This is a genomic window from Streptomyces sp. GL_141 (genome assembly GCF_057834385.1).
This window is the reverse complement of sequence record NZ_CM174402.1, coordinates 761,730-778,852: the sequence shown is the minus strand read 5'-3', so window position 1 is coordinate 778,852 and position 17,123 is coordinate 761,730. Positions and strand designations below refer to the sequence as shown.

Annotated in this window: 13 protein-coding genes; 3 read left to right on the top strand and 10 right to left on the bottom strand. The window is 73.4% G+C overall.

The genetic code is table 11. From position 1 onward, the window contains the following. The first annotated feature begins 153 nt into the window (after nucleotides 1–153). A complete protein-coding gene (locus AC3IX6_RS03365; RefSeq protein WP_489368700.1) occupies nucleotides 154–684 on the top strand; it encodes a ParH-like protein in 531 nt (176 codons plus the stop codon). Continuing rightward, complete coding sequence (locus AC3IX6_RS03360; protein WP_489368699.1) at nucleotides 677–1,882, top strand: MAB_1171c family putative transporter; 1,206 nt, start codon at nucleotides 677–679, stop codon at nucleotides 1,880–1,882. Before AC3IX6_RS03365 ends, AC3IX6_RS03360 begins: the two co-directional genes overlap by 8 nt. Here the strand turns inward: AC3IX6_RS03360 and AC3IX6_RS03355 are convergent. Next, nucleotides 1,879–4,278 carry a LuxR C-terminal-related transcriptional regulator gene (locus AC3IX6_RS03355; protein ID WP_489368698.1) on the bottom strand — a complete coding sequence of 800 codons (2,400 nt, stop codon included), beginning with the start codon at nucleotides 4,276–4,278 and terminating at the stop codon, nucleotides 1,879–1,881. The two genes, AC3IX6_RS03360 and AC3IX6_RS03355, sit on opposite strands and share 4 nt — an antisense overlap. 206 nt (nucleotides 4,279–4,484) lie before the next feature. On the opposite strand from AC3IX6_RS03355, the gene AC3IX6_RS03350 reads away from it, so the two are divergent. Beyond that, nucleotides 4,485–4,961 carry a helix-turn-helix domain-containing protein gene (locus AC3IX6_RS03350; RefSeq protein ID WP_489368696.1) on the top strand — a complete coding sequence of 159 codons (477 nt, stop codon included), beginning with the start codon at nucleotides 4,485–4,487 and terminating at the stop codon, nucleotides 4,959–4,961. Between the two features lie 63 nt (nucleotides 4,962–5,024). Here the strand turns inward: AC3IX6_RS03350 and AC3IX6_RS03345 are convergent, their stop codons facing one another. The 9 genes from AC3IX6_RS03345 to AC3IX6_RS03305 all read right to left on the bottom strand — a co-directional run bounded on the left by AC3IX6_RS03345 (nucleotide 5,025) and on the right by AC3IX6_RS03305 (nucleotide 16,749). Continuing rightward, nucleotides 5,025–5,711, bottom strand: coding sequence for a 2OG-Fe(II) oxygenase (locus tag AC3IX6_RS03345; protein ID WP_489368695.1), 687 nt, complete (start codon nucleotides 5,709–5,711; stop codon nucleotides 5,025–5,027). 78 nt (nucleotides 5,712–5,789) lie between these two features. After that, nucleotides 5,790–7,463 (bottom strand): B12-binding domain-containing radical SAM protein, encoded by a 1,674-nt coding sequence (locus AC3IX6_RS03340; RefSeq protein WP_489368694.1) that lies wholly within the window; start codon nucleotides 7,461–7,463, stop codon nucleotides 5,790–5,792. A gap of 65 nt (nucleotides 7,464–7,528) precedes the next feature. Beyond that, nucleotides 7,529–10,648: an AAA family ATPase gene (locus AC3IX6_RS03335; RefSeq protein ID WP_489368693.1), complete on the bottom strand. Its 3,120-nt coding sequence runs from the start codon at nucleotides 10,646–10,648 to the stop codon at nucleotides 7,529–7,531. Nucleotides 10,649–10,775: 127 nt separating this feature from the next. After that, complete coding sequence (locus tag AC3IX6_RS03330) at nucleotides 10,776–12,407, bottom strand: MFS transporter (protein WP_489368692.1); 1,632 nt, start codon at nucleotides 12,405–12,407, stop codon at nucleotides 10,776–10,778. Continuing rightward, nucleotides 12,404–13,102, bottom strand: coding sequence for an iron-containing redox enzyme family protein (locus AC3IX6_RS03325; RefSeq protein ID WP_489368691.1), 699 nt, complete (start codon nucleotides 13,100–13,102; stop codon nucleotides 12,404–12,406). The genes AC3IX6_RS03330 and AC3IX6_RS03325 overlap by 4 nt, the downstream gene beginning before the upstream one ends. A 2-nt stretch (nucleotides 13,103–13,104) precedes the next feature. Beyond that, the gene (locus AC3IX6_RS03320) at nucleotides 13,105–14,139 is read right to left on the bottom strand and encodes a hypothetical protein (RefSeq protein ID WP_489368690.1); all 1,035 of its coding nucleotides are present in this window, start codon (nucleotides 14,137–14,139) and stop codon (nucleotides 13,105–13,107) included. Further along, nucleotides 14,114–15,214, bottom strand: coding sequence for a radical SAM/SPASM domain-containing protein (locus tag AC3IX6_RS03315; protein WP_489368689.1), 1,101 nt, complete (start codon nucleotides 15,212–15,214; stop codon nucleotides 14,114–14,116). The genes AC3IX6_RS03320 and AC3IX6_RS03315 overlap by 26 nt, the downstream gene beginning before the upstream one ends. Before the next feature lie 4 nt (nucleotides 15,215–15,218). After that, on the bottom strand, nucleotides 15,219–15,863 hold the full coding sequence (locus tag AC3IX6_RS03310) for a GAF domain-containing protein (RefSeq protein ID WP_489368688.1): 645 nt from the start codon (nucleotides 15,861–15,863) through the stop codon (nucleotides 15,219–15,221). Further along, complete coding sequence (locus AC3IX6_RS03305; RefSeq protein ID WP_489368687.1) at nucleotides 15,844–16,749, bottom strand: S8 family serine peptidase; 906 nt, start codon at nucleotides 16,747–16,749, stop codon at nucleotides 15,844–15,846. The genes AC3IX6_RS03310 and AC3IX6_RS03305 overlap by 20 nt, the downstream gene beginning before the upstream one ends. Nucleotides 16,750–17,123 lie beyond the last annotated feature (374 nt).

The following is a 17,123-nucleotide window of genomic DNA, read 5'->3' as shown; positions in this document are numbered from 1 at the left end:
CCCCGTCGGCGTACGACTGGACGCGCACACGATCAAAAAATATGCTTCGAGCTGATCCTTCAGAACGTCTGAGCGGCCCGGGGGAGGGACGTCGGATCGCTCGACGACAGCGGATGCGGAGCGGTCGCGCCGTTCTGGTGGGAGGGGTCCCTGATGCTCACCGATCGGTTGCGCAGACGCCTGTGGCGGAGGGTTCGCGCCCTCTCGGAGGGGCTGGAACTGCCGGACCCCTTCGACGCCGAGACCTTCCTGGCCCTCCTGGCCGAACGGCGCGGCCGCCCGATCGAGGTCCTGACGGTCGCGGTGGACGCGGCGATCCCGTGCGGTCTGCTGGTGACGACCGACCACGCCGACTACATCCTGTGCACCCCGGGGACCAGCGCACTGCACCGCCAGCACATCCTCGTGCACGAGGCGGCCCATCTGCTCTGCGGGCACGATCGGTTGCCCACCCCCGAGACACCGGGCGTACGCGCGCTGCTGCCCGGACTCTCCCCCGACCTGGTGCGCCGGGTCCTCGGCCGCACCGTGTACGCCGAGCCCGCCGAGCAGGAGGCGGAACTGCTCGCCTCGCTCATCCTGCACCGCGTGCTGAGGGAAGGTTCCGTGCCGGGACGGGACCACGGGCGGGCCGGGACCCTCGTCGGGGCGCCCTCCCGGCGCCCCGAGCGGCCACGTGTCTGACCTGCTCGCGTACCTCCCGGCCGTCGCCGCGCTGTGGCTGGGCTGCTACGAACTCCGGCTGCTGCGGGGCGGAAGCGACTCGCCCTTCGCGGTGCGCCACCTGTGCCGCTTCGGATTCTGCAGGGCCGCGGCGATGGCCCTGCTGGCCGCTCCGACGATGTACCTGGAATCGCTGTGGCCGTGGTCCCCGCAGCTGATCCACCTCCTGGGGCGCGAGATGGAGATGGCCGGCCTCGCCTTCCTCCCGCTGACCGTCATCGAAATCGGCCTGCCCCGGCCCCGGCTGCCGACCGGACGGCTGCACATCGGCGTCACCCTCGCGGCCATCGTGCTGTGCGCGGTGCTGTTCCTCTCCTCCGGCGTACGCACCCGGCACGGCTCGCTCGTCGTGGAGGGGGCCGGAGCGGTGCTCCTCGCCTCCAGCGACGCGGTCTTCACCGGCTACAGCCTGTGGTGCCTGGCCGTGTTCCTGGTCCCGGTGCACCGGTTCGCCCGGGGGCTGGGTCCGGGCGCGCTGCGCACAGGCCTGCGGCTGATCACGGCCAGTGTCACGGTGGGCCTCGTCTGGGCCCTGTGGGGCGTGACGTCGATCGTCACCATGGCCGTGGACAACCGGCAGAGCGCCGGGCTGGACCCGGTGGGCCGGATGCTCGGTCTGTGCTGTCTGGCGCTGGGCGTGCTGGGCGGGACCGCCGGGGGCTGGGTCTCCGGCATCACCGCGGTCGGGCGGTGGCTACGGGCCTACCGGACCTACCGTGCCCTGGAGCCGCTCTGGTCGGCGCTACGGGCCGTTTCCCCCGGGACGGCCCTGGACGTGGGGTGGCCGTCGGTGCGTCTGTTCTCCCTGTACCGGTCCGAATTCGCCCTCTATCGACGGGTGATCGAAATCCGGGACGGCTACCTGGAACTCCGCTCCTTCGTTCCCCCCGACGCCCGGGCACTGGCGGACGCGGCGCTGGCCCGGTTCCCCGTGCCCCCAGCGGGCCGCGCGGCGATGGCCGAGGCCGCGGTCATCGCCGCCGCACTGGAGTGCGCCAGGATCGGCCCCGGCGCCTCCGGGGACCGGGACGTCGGGCTCGCCTACCCGGGCGGTTGTTCGGTGGTGGAGGAGGAGGCGGCGTGGCTGGTCCAGGTGTCCGAGGCGTTCACCGTGGCCGGGCTGGTGGAGCACATGCGCCACCGGGTGGGCCGCTCCTAGGACGGGATGAGCGTCGGTCCCGACAGGGCGGTGGTGGACGGAGGAAAGGCCGCGCGGAGGAACAGGGGCGGTTCCGGTGACGGGCGCGGGCCGGAGTGGTGCATCCAGCTCGCTATCTCCACTCGGGAACAACAGCCCAGCTTCTTCATCGTGTCCCGGATGTGGTTGACCACGGTCCACTCCGAGATCGCCAGCCGGTGGGCGATCTGCCGGTTGCTCAGACCGGCCGCCACCAGGCGCGACACCTCGGTCTGGCGCGGCGTCAGAGGGCCGATCCGGGTGCGGGTGTCCGGGGATAAGTGGCCCGCGGGCGCGGCGGCGGGAGGGGCGGGGGCCGGGACGAGGGAGGCCAGAAGGTCCGGGAGCGACGCTTGGGAACCCTCGACCAGGGCGCGGGAGAGGGCGGCCTCGCCCAGCAGCTCCCGCACCGGCTCCTCCAGCCGGGCCATGGCGAAGTCGGGCGTGCCCGCCTCCTCCGGGAACGCGGCGCGCCAGGTGTGGAAGGCACCCAGGCCGCGGGCGGTGCCGATGGCGCGTTCGACGACGTCGGGCAGGGCGGGACTGCCCAGCGTGGTGGCGATGGCGCCCAGGACGGCCGGCGGCCCCAGCGCGCGCAGGGCCGACAGGGCCCGCTCGCAGTAGTGCGCCGTGGCCTGCGCGCGTCCCTCCGCGGCCGCGAAGACGGCCAGGTGAAGCAGGGCGGTACCGGCGGCGAGCGTGTCGCGCCCCTGCTGGGCCGCGGCCAGCACCTCCAGTGCGGTGGCCGCCGCGGCCGCCGTGTCGCCGAGGCGGAATCCCGCGAGTGCGGCCTCCAGCGACACGTAGCGGGCCTCGTGGCGGTCGCCGTCGGACCGGTGCCGGTCGGCCGCCTCGAGGAGCAGGGCGGCGCCGCGGCGGGGGTCGGTGGCCAGGACGCACAGGGCCCGCAGTCGCGTCACCCGCGCGGACAGCCCTGCGGCTTGTGCGGCATCCGGCGTGATCCGGTCCAGCAGGTCCGTGGTGGCTTCGGGCTGGCCCGCCAGGATGCCCGCCTCGCCGAGCAGCAGGTCGACGCGGATCCGGTCGCGCCGGCCGGTCGCGGTCCACGACGGGTCGGGGAGGGGGCGCCCTTCGGCCCAGCTGCTCCAGCCGCCCGTTGACCGCCAGTAGACGCGGATGCCGTCGACGAGGTCGAGGGCCTCGCCGGTCCGCCCGTGCCGGAGCAGCGTCTCCAGTGCCGTACGGAGGTTGCGTTCCTCGCTCCAGAAGGCGATCAGGCCCGAGCGCTGGTGCCCCGAGGTGATCCGGCCGGCGGCCGCGCGGGCCAGGGCCGCGTAGTAGCGGGCGTGTGCCAGCCGGGCCGCGGTGTCCTCGGGCGGCGACAGCCTGCGCGCGGGCCCGTCCGGGGGCAGCCGCAGCCGGAACCGGGCCGTGCCGTCCAGGCGGCCGGACGGCAGGGTGGAGGCGGTGAGCAGATGGCCGCGCAGCAGGGTCTCCAGCGCGGAGGAGAACTCCTCCGGCGCGACGGCCGTGATGTGGCGCAGCGCCTCGGGGCCGAAGCCGCCGCTGAACACCTGGCAGTGGGACAGCAGCCGGACCGGGGTCCCGCCGGCCGTCCGGGGAGGGGTGCCTTGCGGATCGCCGTCCGGCGCCGCGGAGGGGTCGCGGTCCTCGGCGTGGACCGGGTACGGGACGGTCCGGTCGCCGAGCGAGGCCCACGCCACCTCGGGGCTCTCCAGCGCGGCGACCCGCGCGGTGCGGCAGAGCGCGCCGGGGTTGCCGCCCACCTCGACGCAGGTCCGGGCGATGACCTGCTGGTTGTGTAACTGGAGGGAGAACGCGGGGTTGATGGTGCGCAGGCAGGCGAGGTACACCTGCACGGAGGGAACACGCGCCAGTGCGGCGAGATCCAGCGCCGAGCAGTCGAGCGGCACGGGCAGCGGGTCCACCGGGAAGGGGACGAGGCCGTGGCCCGCGGGGGGCTGGCGGGCCGTGCCGAGAACCACGACGGACGCGACCGCGCAGGCCCGCAGCAGCCGGTGGTGGTCCGAGCGGTCGAGGTCGTCGACGAGCAGGAGCGGCCGGGCCCCTCCCTCGGCCAGACCCGCGGTGAGGTCGGCGAGAAGGCCGAGCGCGCTGTCCGTGCTGTCCGCGGAGGGCTCGGCCGCGGTGTCGACGCGCACGGTGGTGGCGCCGGTCGCCGCGCGGTACGCGGCCGCCGCCTCGGCCGCGAGCCGCGTCTTGCCCGCGCCCGGGACACCGGTCAGCAGCACTCCGGGGGTCGACGGATCCGTCAGCAGCGCCGACAGTGCGGCGATCTCGGCGTCCCGTCCGACCATGTCGGCGGGGAACGCGGTGGGTGGGCGTGCGGCGGACGGGCGGGTGTTCTTCACAGACGAGGGCGCGGGGATCGTCAAGGACGGCTCCGGGAGGTGGACCCAGGCGGGTGGGGACAGCCAGGCATTTCATCTGAGATGAACAACCATGTCGCGGTTTTCATATCCGTATACCACTTCAGCATGGCTGTCGACTTCGAGGGTGTCAACTACACTGAAAAGCAACGGACTTGGCTTCGCTCGTGCGGGTAGGCGTACTGGAGGGCGGCGGCCGGAGGGAGCAGGCGGTGGCCGAAACGGAACCCACGCCGACGTCACTGAGTCGGAAGATCGACGGACTCTTCCGGCTCGCCCGCAGGCCCGACGGCCTGTCGTTCAGCAACGAGGAGGTCGCCACCGCGTGCCGGGAGGCAACCGGGGTGTCCTTCTCGACCACGTATCTCTGGCAGTTGCGCACCGGGCGCAGGAACAACCCGACCAAGCGTCATCTGGAGGCCCTGGCCGACCACTTCGAGGTCCCGGTCGCCTACTTCTTCGACGACGAGCACGGTGCGAAGATCGCCGCGGAGATCGAACTCCTCGGCGCCCTGCGGGACGCCGGGGTGCGCAGCGTGGCACTGCGTGCGGTGGGGCTCTCCTCCGAGGCGCTCGGCACCGTCAGCGACCTCATCGACGTGATCGCCGTCCGTGAGGCGGCCCGCCGGCGTGCCCGCGGCGCGGGGGAGGCCCCGCCCGCGGCGGAACCCCGCGACGACCGGCTCTGAGGGCCGGCCGCACGCGTGCGGGACGGCCGTCCGGGCGGCGGGCGGGTGCCGGGGCGGCCCCGGTCACTGCGGAGGGTCGGCGGGGCGGCGCAGGAAGAAGCCCGCCACGGAGCCCCGGACCCGGTCCCCGGCGTGCGGCTCCACCTTCTTGATCATGTGCGGTACGCCCGACCGCAGGACGACCAGTCGGTTGGGGTGCGGGGCGACGTAGTGTCCGACCCGCGAAGTGAGGTGGGCGTTCTGGTCGGCGGACCGCGCCCCCGGTGTTCCGCTGGAGACGAGCAGCTCGGCGCCCCAGGGCGCCTGCCACTCGGGGTGCGCGTAGAACACGAACGAGGCGGCCCGGTCGCCGGAGTCGTCGTGCCAGGCCAGTCCGGAGCCCTGCGGGTAGAGGAAGGGGCGGCAGGTGAAGGCGTGCCAGTCCGTTCCGAACCGCCCGGTCCACGGCTCGATGTGGCTTGCCTCCTCGGCCAGTTGCTTCACCACGGCGTCGGTCGCCCCGCCGGACGGGTGCGGAGCGTGGTCGGCGAAGCGTCCCGCGAAGTGGCCTTCCGGGTCGTTCAGCGTGCCGGGCCCGCTGAGGGGACTGCCGTCCAGCAGCCCGTAGACCTTGTTCCACGACCCGTCCCGGCGCCCGTGTACGAAGTGGTAGTCCTCGGTGCGCAGTTGCTCCCACAGCGTGGCCGCGGCCTCTGGGGCGAGGAAGTCGTCGAAGACGGCGAAGTCATCCGTGCTCCAGGTCAGTTCCATGGGTGTCCTCCGGAGATGGGGCAGGCGGTACGGCAGGGGGAGGGGGAGGGGAGGGGTGCGCGGGCGGGGCGGACGCGGTCAGGCGAGGGCGGTCTGGAGGCCCCCGGTGCCCACCGGGACGGGGGGCCGGGCGGCAGCCTCCCGGAGCAGTCGCCGCGCCATGTCCGCCGCCCGCGTGTCGTCCGAGCCCAGCACCAGCCGCAGCATCTCGGCCGCGGGCCCGGAACGCCTGTGCGCGAGGTGCACGGTCGCCACGTTGAGGGGGCGCAGCCAGTCCGGCTGCCGGGCCTCCTTCACCGGCCCCTCGTCGATGAAGGTCACTCCGGGGTAGCCGGACAGCCGGTCGGCGAGGTGGGCCGCCAGCTCCCGGGGCGGCATCGGCTCGCAGTACACCAGCGGTGTCAGCAGGTCGGCCGCGGAGACGGTGCGGGGTGCGGCGCCGCCGGTCGGGGAGAGCGGCCCGTCCGCCCGGTACAGGTGCCGGGGGTCGAGGGGGGTGCGGGCCAGCGGGGTGTGCGGGTAGACCCGGAGCCCGCAGGAGTAGCCCACCGACACGCCCCGGTCGGCCAGCCGGCGGATGTGGCGGATCGCGTTCTCCAGGGTGGCGGCCGTCTCGCCGGGCTGGCCGAACAGCACCCCGATCTGAACGTCCATCCACTCGGGACGGCGCCGCAGCAACAGGCCGAAGGTGTCCTCGACGTCGGACATCCGGTAGTTCTTGTGGTGCCCGCGCAGCATCCGGTCGTCGAAGGCGTCCACCGAGAAGCTCGGACGCACGCAGCGGGACCGGATCAAGGAGTCCATCAGCCGCTCGGAGAACGGCCTGACGTTGAAGTAGCCGTGCCAGCTGATCACTTCGCCGTGGCGGCTGCCGGCCAGTGCCTCGCACACCTCGGTCAGCGCCCCTTCGTAGGGCAGGTTGACCTCGGGGGCGGCCAGATGGAAATGGGTCAGCCCGTACTGCTCGACGTAGTGTTCCGCCTCGGCGGCGACGGCCCGGGCGGGGCGCGCGTCCACCCGGCCGACGTTCAGCGGATCGACGCAGTACGAGCAGCGCAGCGGGCAGCCCGCGTGGCTGCGCAGCGCGGTGGGGATGCCCCGGGCCTTGGCGAACAGCACGTACTCCGGAGCGATATGCGGCAGCGCGGTGGTGGGCCGGGACACCACGTCGGGCTGTGGCCGAAGGCCGGGACCCAGGGCTCCGCCGGCGCTGCGCACCAGGCCGCCGGGGAGCGTGGACAGCGTCTCGGCGACCACCTGCCGCACGCCCCGTGCGCCGCCGTCTGCGACCACGCGCGCCAGCAGGGCGGTGAACGCGGTCTCACCGGGACCGGCGAGTCCGAAGTCCAGTCCGAGCCGGTCCATCACCTCCACCGGGCAGGAGGTGAACGCCGCGCCGCCCGCCACCACCGCGAGTCCGGGGTCCCAGGCGCGCAGCGTCGCGGTCAGCTCGGCGATGGGCGCCAGGTAGTCCACCACGTCGATCCACCGCCCGTCCGCGCCGGCCTCCGTGTCGCAGGCGACCACGGCGTTGTCGATGTTGCGGATCGACAGGGCGACGAGGTCGGGCCGGGTCCGGTCGAGCACCTCGGTCAACAGGCCGGTGTGGTCGAGCGATTCGAGGAACGGGTTGCACACGGACACCTCGACCGGCAGCCCGCTCTCGGTGACCGCGGCCCGCAGGATCTCCAGTCCGTACGGGCCGACCGGCAGCACCTGGTGGGGGTTGGCGTAGAGCAGGAGGACGCGCACGGGCGGCTGCTTTCTCGGAAGTTCCCTCGCGGGGGACGGGGCGTGCGGTGGGGCGGTGCGTACCGCTAGGGCTGCGGGGCGCGCACGCCCAGGTCCTGTTTGGCCTCGATGGCCCGCTGGAGCGCGGTCAACGCCCGCCCGGCCACCGGGAGTCCGGTACGGCCGGCGAGGACGGCGCTGAAGAGCAGCGGTGTGATCACCGCGCCGCTGCCGCGCACCTGGCCCAGATGGCGGACCACGGCGTCCAGGTGCGTCGCGGCCGGCTCCGGATCGCCGGCCCGCAACGCCCGTACGGCGCGGGCCTGCAGGGCGACGGTGTACTCCGCCCAGGCCTCGGGGGCCGGCACGGCCACCTCGTCGAGCACGGGCCCGCCCCGCGCGCCGCCGGACCGTCCTTCGCCGGACGCCTCCCGGGCCAGCTCGGCCTGCAGACAGGACAGCGACGCCTGGCGGACCATGCCGAGGGCGGCGCAGCGATCACCCTGGGCGGTCCACCAGTCGGCCGCGGTACCCCAGTCTCCGGACCGGGCCGCCAGGACGGCGCGCCAGCCCGCGATGGTCGCGGCCCCGGTGCCCTGGCCCAGATCGCGCAGCACCTCCTCGGCCTCGTCCATCGCGGAGTCGGCCGCCGCCCGGTCGCCGGACATGTGGCGCACCAGCGCCAGCGCGACGCCGGTGGCCGAGCTCAGCAGCCGGGAACCGGCGACCTCCTGATGCAGCCGCTCGCAGTCGGCGAGTGCGGCGGGGACCGGGGTGTCGCCGTTGACCAGGGCCATCGCCAGGTTGGCGTAGACCTCGGTCAGACCCAGGCAGGTCCCGGCGCCGTCGGCCGACCGCAGCGCGGAGCGCAGCGCCCGCTCGGCGGCGGGGTGATCGCCCGCCCGCAGGGACTGGAGCCCGGCGTACAGGTGCGCCCCGACCCGGGCCTCGGGCTCCGGGGAGGCGACCGCGGCGAGGTAGTGCGGATCGTCCGGTACGGGGGGCACGTCGCCGGTCAGGTAGGTGCGGGAGTACAGCGAGTTGAGGCGGGCGCGGATCCGGGCGGCCGGGGCGGCCCGGCCGGGGTCCGACAGCACGCGCTCGACGCGTTCGAGGGCGGCCTGCGGCATTCCCTGAGTGCCGAGGGCGTACGCCTCCAGGACGTCCAGGTCGTGGCCCCGCGCCCGGTCCGCCTCCGCCAGCGCGCGGGCCCGTCCGGTGAGCGTCAGCACCAGTTCGGGTCGCCCACGGGAGAGGGCGAAGCGGGCGGCGACGCCGAAGGCGGCCACGGCGGACTCGGCGGCCCGGGCCGTCCGGTCGGAGCCGGGCTCCACCCCGCGCCACGCGCCGTGCGCCGCCTCCCAGTGCCGGGCCAGCAACCCGGCGACGGCGGGACGCCGTTCGGCCACCGGTTCCAGGGAGCGGGCGAGCCTGGCGTGCACGTCGGCGGACTCGGAGAGCGTCAGCCGTCGCAGTGCCACCTCGGCCACGACCGGAAAGGCCGGGGCCAGCCGGCCCTTGTGGGCGTCGGCGGACTCCACCAGCCCGGCTTCGAGGAGGCAGGCCGCGGCCGCGGCGACCCGGTCGGGGTCCATCAGGGCGCCCAGGTCTTCCAGGGACAGGTCCCGGCCGGCGGCGGCGAGCAGCGTCAGGAGTTCCCGTGCGTCGGTGTCCAGCTCGTCCAGCCGGGCACCGAGCGCGGCGTGCGCGCTGGGTGGCGCCCAGTCGTCGCCGGGCTGGGCGAAGCGGCTCAGGACGACCATCTGTTCGATGTACCGGGGGATGCCGCCGGCCCGTGAGGCGATCTGCTCGGCCGCGGTGCCGGTGGACAGGAGGGCGGCAGGGGCCGGGTCGTCTCCAGGGTCCCCGGTGCCGGTGGGCCGGGAGCGGTCGGCGGCGGTCGGGTCGTGCTGCGCGGTGAGCAGCCGGTGGGCCAGCCGCCGCGCGTCGGGCCGTCCGAGGGGCGGCACGGTGAGCCGGTGGTCCTCCCGGCCGGCCAGCGCCTCGGGGGCCGAGACCCCGACCAGCAGCACCACGACGGGCCGCCCCGGTGCCGCGGTCAGCTCGTCGAGCAGGTCGGCCAGCGCCCCGGGCGTCCACTCGCTGTGCTCGACCACCAGAAGCAGGGGCCGATCGCCCCGCAGGCGGTCCAAGGCAGCGGTGAGCGCCCGGCCCAGCTCGCCGCGGTCCTGGGCCAGGGCCTGCTCGGCGCGCGTGGAGGCGCCGGTCAGCTGCACCGTCACGTCCACCCTGTCGTGGCCGTGCCGGGCGGCGTTCTCGATCTCCTCCAGGAACAGGCAGCAGGCCAGCAGGCCGAGTCCGGTCCCGGCGGGCGGGCAGCGCAGGACGGCTGTGGCGAGGCCGGTGCAATGGGCGAGCGCCTCGGCGACCAGCCGGGACTTGCCCACCCCGGAGGGGCCCCCGACCAGGATCAGGGTCGGGCCGGTGGCGGCGGCGGCCGCGCCGATGCGGGCGGCCAGTTCACCGGCCAGGCCGGTCCGTCCGACGGTGCCCGTTCCGGGGGCCGGGGCGCCGGCCGGACCGACGATCCAGGCCGGGACGGACCGGGCGAAGCCCTTGGCCGCGACGGGTTCGATCGCCCGCAGCGGGAAGTGGTCCTGCAGTTGGAGCCGGGTGGCCAGGTCCACGATCACCCCGTCGTCGGGGGCGTACTGCTGGAGCCGGGCGGCCCGGTTGAGCACCGAGCCGATGACGAAGCTCGACGTCCGGGCGCTGACCGCGACATGGCCGGAAGCGACCGCGGACCGCACCGGGAAGTCGCCCAGCAGCAGTTCGCCCAGGCCCCGCGCGTACTCGCCGGTGCGGTGCCCGATGGCGGTGGCGGCGGAGACGGCGGCGGCGGCAGCCGACTCGCCGTGCCCCTCGACGCCGAACACGGCGACGACCGCGTCGCCGATGAACTTCTCCACCTTGCCGCCGTACTGCTCCACCAGCGAGCCGACCAGGGAGAAATAGCCGTCCAGGACGGCCGCCCACCGGTCGGGTTCCAGCGAGGTGGCCAGTTTGGTGGAGCCGACCACGTCGCAGAAGATGACGGAGACGAAGCGCAGGCCGCTGGCGGGGGCGGCGGGTAGGCCGATCTCCACCCCGCAGGCCATGCAGAAGCGGGCCGCCGACGGGTTGTCCACACCGCAGCCGGTGCACCGGCTCGTGGTGGTTACGATGGGACCGGTGGGCGTGCTCATACTGTCCTCCCCGTTCACTGAGCGGCAACCGGGTGGTTCACGACGTTTGCCCCGTCGTGAACCACCCGATGTGTGCTACGGCCCAGACGTCACCGGTCCGGGGCCGATCCCCTGACGAGGGCCGGCACTACCAGAGGTAGCCACCGCTGGGGTCGGAGACCGAGTGGCCCTCCACGTCCGAACCGGCGGCCTCGACCCGGGACTTGACGCTCAGCAGGACGTCGATCTCGTCCTCGGTGAGCGACTTGAGCACCGCCTGCTGGGCGTCGTTGGCGTCGTTGAGCGCGAAGCCGGCTTCGGCGAGCTTGTCGATCTTGTCTGCCATGGTGATCTCCTCGGTTGACGAGCCTGCGCGTTTCCCGCGCAGGGCTCTGGTTTCCCGGTGCGGTGCACCGGAGTTCAGGGGGGCCGGGCCGGGCGCCGGCTCCTCGGCCCGGCCGGCGCCGGCGCCGTCGTCGTCCGCACCGTCGTCGTCCGCACCGTCGTCGTCCGCGCCGGACGGCGGGGCCGTGGACGGCGGAGCGGCGGACGGGGGAGCGGCGGACGGCTGGGCGGTGGGCGGTACGCCGCCGAGTCGGACGGCGACCACGGCAGCGGTGAGCAGGAGGGCGGCGCCCGCCAGCAACAGCAGGCTTCCGAGCCCGATCCATACGACCAGGGCCGCCGCCAGCACGGGGGCCAGTACGTTCAGTACGGCCGGCGCGGAATTCATGAGCGCCCATACCCGGCCGGTCAGTTCGACCGGAGTCTCGGAATGCACCACGCTGGGAAAAGTGACGAGAATTCCGGCGCTTGCGATTCCCAGAAGGAAAATAACACACAGCCATATGGCGGAGTCAATACGTGTTTCACGGACAATGGCGAATCCGATGACGACGATGATGCAGCCGATCACCAGGACCGACCCCGCCATGGTGAGGAAAGGCCGAAGACGTGCCGCGAAACGGCCCATTAGCGAACCCACGACCCCGCCCAATCCGACGGCGGACACCATGTAGCCGATGTAGGACGCGCCCATCCCGAGAGCCGGCACGATCAGGGCGGCCATGGAGTCGTAAAGGAATACGACGAACATCAGGCTGCACATGACGAACAGAAGGGAACGCAGAAGACGGGATCCGAAAACGTGCTGGAAGCCGTCCCCGAGTTCCTTGACATAGTGCTGATCCCTATTCCGGGAAGGCGACGACGTGGTGCGCAGGGCACGGGCGGCGATCACCCCGACGAGAAACGTGCACGCGTTGGCCGCGAAGACCGCCCGGGGCGACATGAAGGCGATCAGCAGGCCTCCGAGCGCGGGCCCGAGGATCTTGACCGATTGCATCGCCGTCTGGAGCAGCACGGTCGCGGCCTGGACTCCGTCGGGCGGCACCGAGACCCGCAACTGGATCTGGCCGGCGAGCCCGCCGACCGAGCCCAGCGCCGAACGGACCAGCACCAGCCCGGCCGCCCAGTACACCCCGGGGGCGACCACCAGGCCCAAGGTGAGCCCCGCCTGCACGAGGTCGGTGAGGATCAGCACCCGGCGCGACGGCCGGCGGTCCACGAGCACCGCCAGGAACGGGGTCGCCAGCAGCGGCAGCATGCTCGCGGCCACCACCAGCGCCAGATCGCCCGCGCCGCCGTGCCAGACCGTGGTGACCAGCACCAGCAGTGCCACCTGGTCCAGCCAGTCGCCCAGACCGGAGACCACCGTGCTGGTGTACAGCAGCCGGAAGTCGCGGCCCGCCAGCGGGCCCGGAACCCGTACGCGGCTCACCCGGCCAGGGCCACCGGGGAGCGCCGGTGGACCCGGCTGATGACGTCCTCCATCACCTCCATCAGCCCCCGCATGGAGTGCAGCGCGCTCACACCGAGCAGTTCCTCCTGTGCCGGGTCGAGCGGCAGCCGGTCGATCAGCCGGTACACGTCGTCCCGGTGCTGCACGTCCAGCTGGGCGTGCCGGGCGATGGTGCGGAACGCCGCCTCCGGCAGCCCGGTCCGCACCGCCAGGTCACCGGCCAGCCCGGGACCGGGCGGGTTGCCCTCCAGCACCGCGATGTGCCCCACGAGCGCCACCGGATGGGCATGGCGCAGCCAGTAGTACTGCGAGCCGACCAGCGAGGCGACGGCCGCCCCCGGCAGCGTCGTGCGCAGCGTCTCGGGATCGCCCCCGGCCACCACGTAGTCGTCGGCCACCCACTGGTCGTGCCCGTACTCCTCACGGATGTGCTTGGCCAGGTAGCGGCCCACCAGGTCGGCCACCGGGTCGTCCTGACGGACGGTGCACTGCTCGACGGCCGCCAGCATCAGCGGCACCGTGGCCCGGATCGTCCCGTGGAGCGTCTTGAGCCACTCCAGGTAGACCTGGTCACTGTGCGGATGGGTCCACATCTGCCGGGACGCGGCGTCCACCGCCGGCATCAGCAGCCCGATCTTGCGGCGCAGCGCCCCCGACCTCGTCTGCTCTTCCACCGTCAACCGCCTTCCCTCAGGGCCGCGCCCAGTGCCGTCACGGAGTCGGCGGCCCGCCCCGGGCGGCCGGCTATGTCGTACGCCTTCCAGCAACCGCCGCAGACGTTCTCGAAGCGTTCCTCCCGCAGGGCCCCGAAGCCGGGCAGGTCGGCAACCGCCCCCGGGCCGAGGCGCCCCACCACCCTGAGCAGCGGATCCTCCCGGAACCCGGTCAGTGCCTGCGCCACGCCCTCGGGCCGCCGGGTCGGGGCACGCAGCGCGGCCGGGCCGTGACCGGTGATCAGCCCCTCGTTGCAGCAGGGGATCACCACCCCGTCGTAGCGGACGGTGGGCGAGCCGAGCAGGGTGCACGCCGCGAACGCCCCCACCTCGTGGCGGCGCTGGAGGGCGAAGACCCCCTCGCCCCGCCCGTACCGCAGGGGGGTGATCACGTTGGTCTCCGCCTGGTCGGCCCACCGCGGGCCGAGCGCCTCCAAGAGCAGCTCCTCGGCCACCCGCGCGCCGTCGCCCGTGTCCAGTTCCTGGACGACGATGCGGCAGCCCGCCCGGCCGGCCGCGCGCAGGGCGCCGACGAACCGGTGGTTCGACACGCCGCCCTGGTGGAAGCCGTCCGTGCTCAGGAAGAGCGTGGAGATCCGCGGCAGCAGCCGCCGTACCCAGCCGGGCGCGGAGCCGTTCTCGCGCGCCCAGTACCCGCTGGTGAAGACGATGGTTTCCAGCCCGGCGTCGGCGAACTCCCCGATCGCGTACGGCAGCGCCCGCTGCTCGGCGAAGGGCTCGCCGCCGGAGACCGCCACCGACCGCAGGCCGGGCAGCGCGACGATGCCGGCGACGACGTCGTGGAACACCTCCCAGTCGGCGACCCTGTCGCTGTCCGCACGGGCGTCCACCGAGCAGTGGGCGCAGCCGACCGGGCACTGGTCGGTGATGTACAGCAGCACCGACTCGCCGCGGCGGCGGCGCATCGCCTCGGTGTCCGCCAGCGTGGGGCGGTTGCGGACCGCTCCGGTGTCAGCTCGTGTAGGACGGCTGTTCACGCTCCGCCTCCCATCCCAGGGACACCAGGCCGCCGTAGCGGCCGGAGCGGCGGTCCGAGAAGGCGGTCCCGTCCACCTGCTCGACCATGCGGCGGGCGGCGGCCTCGACCTGCTGCCCGGAGTCGCTGCGCAGGTACTCCGTCACCTGCCGCTCGGCCTCGGCGTCGCCGGACAGCGCGACGCAGTTGCCGCACATGCCCTTGTCGCACGGTCCGTCCGAGAACCGGGCGGCCACGAAGCTCGGTCCGAGCACGCGCAGCGCCCGGTACAGCTCCCGGCGCAGGAACTTCTCGCGCAGTTCGGGCCACGACTGGTGGGACGCGTGGCCGAGGACCAGGTGCTCCGGCATCCGACGCTCCACCAGGTCCTGATTGCAGCAGGCGTAGACGGTGCCGTCGTAGGTGACCAGCGGCCAGGTGATCCGGTCGCACGGGTCGACGGGCGAGACCGGGACCCCGGAGGAGGGCGTGGGAGTCAGCCCGCCGAGCTGGCGGCCACGGCCGATCGGACTCAAGGTGCCCACCAGGATGGGTACTTGGTCGTCGAACTCGCGGCGCACATCGTCGACCAGGCCCTGGAGGTAGGGATCGTCGTCCCCCCGCCCGGTGAGCTGGAAGCTCACCTGCGGCACCAGGTCGCGTATGCGGTGCATGGCCCGGAAGACGTCGGCCCGGCTGACCTCGCGTTCGTGGAACTCGTCGAGGCTCGCCGCGAAGTGGTCCACCTCGCGGATCGCCGCGGACACCGGGGCGGGCAGCCGCCGGCTCTCCCGGGCGAACCACATCCCCGACAGCACGTACGAACGGGAGCCCACGGCCCGGGCGGTGCGCGCGAGGTCGGCGACGAGCGCGGCCCGCAGCAGCGCCTCACCGCCGGACATCAGCAGCAGGTCCGGCCTGGTCTCGCGGTCGAAGGACTCCACGAGCCGGCGGAACGGCGTCTCGGGATGCTGTTCGCTGGTACTGGAGGAGTCGGTGGAGCAATGGGCGCACGACAGCGGGCAGCGGCGGGTCAGGGCCAGATAGAGGCCGGCGGCGGGCTTGTTGCGGATGGCGCCTATTTCCAGCAGGTGCACGGGATCACCCCCTTCTCGATGACAGGGCGCTGGCGATCTCCTCGAGCGAGGCGAGCGTTCGCGCGGCATGCGGGTCGTCGGTGCTGGCCAGGTCGGCCACCAGGGTGGTCAGCCGTTCGGCGGCCGCCGCGTGCCGTCCGGCGGGGCCGGGCGGCGGGCCCGCCAGCACCAGGGCCGCCGCGCACTGGCGCGCCAGCTCCGAGACCAATTCCAGGACGGCTGTCTTGCTGCGCGGGCCCAGCTCCGGGTCGAGCACTTCCAGAACGCCGAAGACGGAGCCGTCGGTGTCCAGCGGCGCGGCGATGATGGCCTTCGGTATCCGGCCGGTGGAGGCCGCGAAGTCCCGGTTGAACTGCGGGTGGTCGTCGAGGTGGTCGGCGATCACCGCCTCCCCGCTCTGGAAGACCCACCCGGCTATGCTGCTGTAGTCGGGGATGGTCCAGCCCACCAGGCTGTCCTCCCGGGGGTCGGAGATCGCCTCCAGGACGAGTGCCCCGCCCGCCGCGTCGTGCAGGAAGACCGACGAGGCGGGGGCGCCGAAGACGAGCCGGGCCAGCCGTACGGTCGAGCGCAACACCTCGTCGCGCCGGGACAGCGCAGGGCCGTCGAGAGGGGCGTCGAGAGGGGCGTCATGCGCCGGATTCGTCATGGCCGACTCCTTCGGCGGACGGGGTGGATGAGACGGGTACGACGGAAGCGGTGACAGGGGTGGGGGCTCGGGGCGGGTCGGACGCGTCGGTGAAGTTGTCCGAGAGGGAGGCGAGGACGTGCTTGACCTCGCTCACCGGAAGATGCGGATGCTTTCCGAGGATGCGGGCCACGAACCCGGTGACATGGGGGGTCGCGAAACTGTTCCCGGAGAGGAACGAACGGCCGCCGCCCGTCCACGGGACCTCGATTCCGACGCCGGCCGCGAAGAATTCGACCGGGGGCTGCGGGCTGACCTCGATGCGCTCCGCGTCGGCGATCTCGTGCGACCCGACGGAAATCACCGAGGGAAAGATCCAGGGATAGCTGCGGACCGGGCTGTTGTGCGCCGAGGCCACGATCGCCACCCGGTTGAAGTACGCCTCGTCCGCGATGTCGTGCAGGGCGGCCTTGAAGTCGCCCTTGCGCGAGGAGAGGCTGAGGTTGACGACGTGGAAGCGCTCCGCGACCGCCCAGCGCAGGGCGGCCAGCAGCATGTTGCCGTCGCCCGCGAGTCCCGGCCCCAGGATCCGTACGCTGGTCAGGCTCACGTCCGGTGCGATCCGCCGGATGATCGCCGCGCAGGCGGTGCCGTGACCGGCGGCGTCGCCCTGGTCGTCCGGGACGATCCGGTGGCCCGGCCGGCCGTCGCCCGCGGCGTCCTGCTCGGTGCGTTCCACCGCGTACGACCCCTCCAGGGGGCCGATCTCGGGATGGTCCGGCGTGACTCCGCTGTCGATGACGCAGATCCGGATTCCCGCACCGCGCGACCCGCCCCAGGCCCATTCCCGGTCCACCGCCGTGGAGGCCCCGATGGTGGACCGGTCCACGAGTTCCCCGGCGTTCATGTGGGCGAATCGGATCGTTGCTCGACGAAACGCTGTAGTGGTCAATGGAGCCTTCCGGTCACTCGTGGCTCTCTCGATGGCGCGGTACCGAACCGTCGGACGTGCCGGACCGTCCTGCCGTCGAACAGCTGACCGGTGCCCGCGGACCGATTCTGTACGAGCTCCCGGGCCCTCGGACATCCCAGTTGTCTGGGGTGCTTTCCGGTCGACCCTGCCCCTCACGGCACGGAAACTGACAGTTCTCTGCCTAGTCCGCCGGCTTGCGCGGGAGAGGTGCGAGTGTGGCCAGCAGCGCCGCCGCGGGTCGCGCAGGTCGTGCGGCACCACCTCGTAGAGGCCCGGGAACGATCGGGCCGAGGGCGACGACGGTCTCT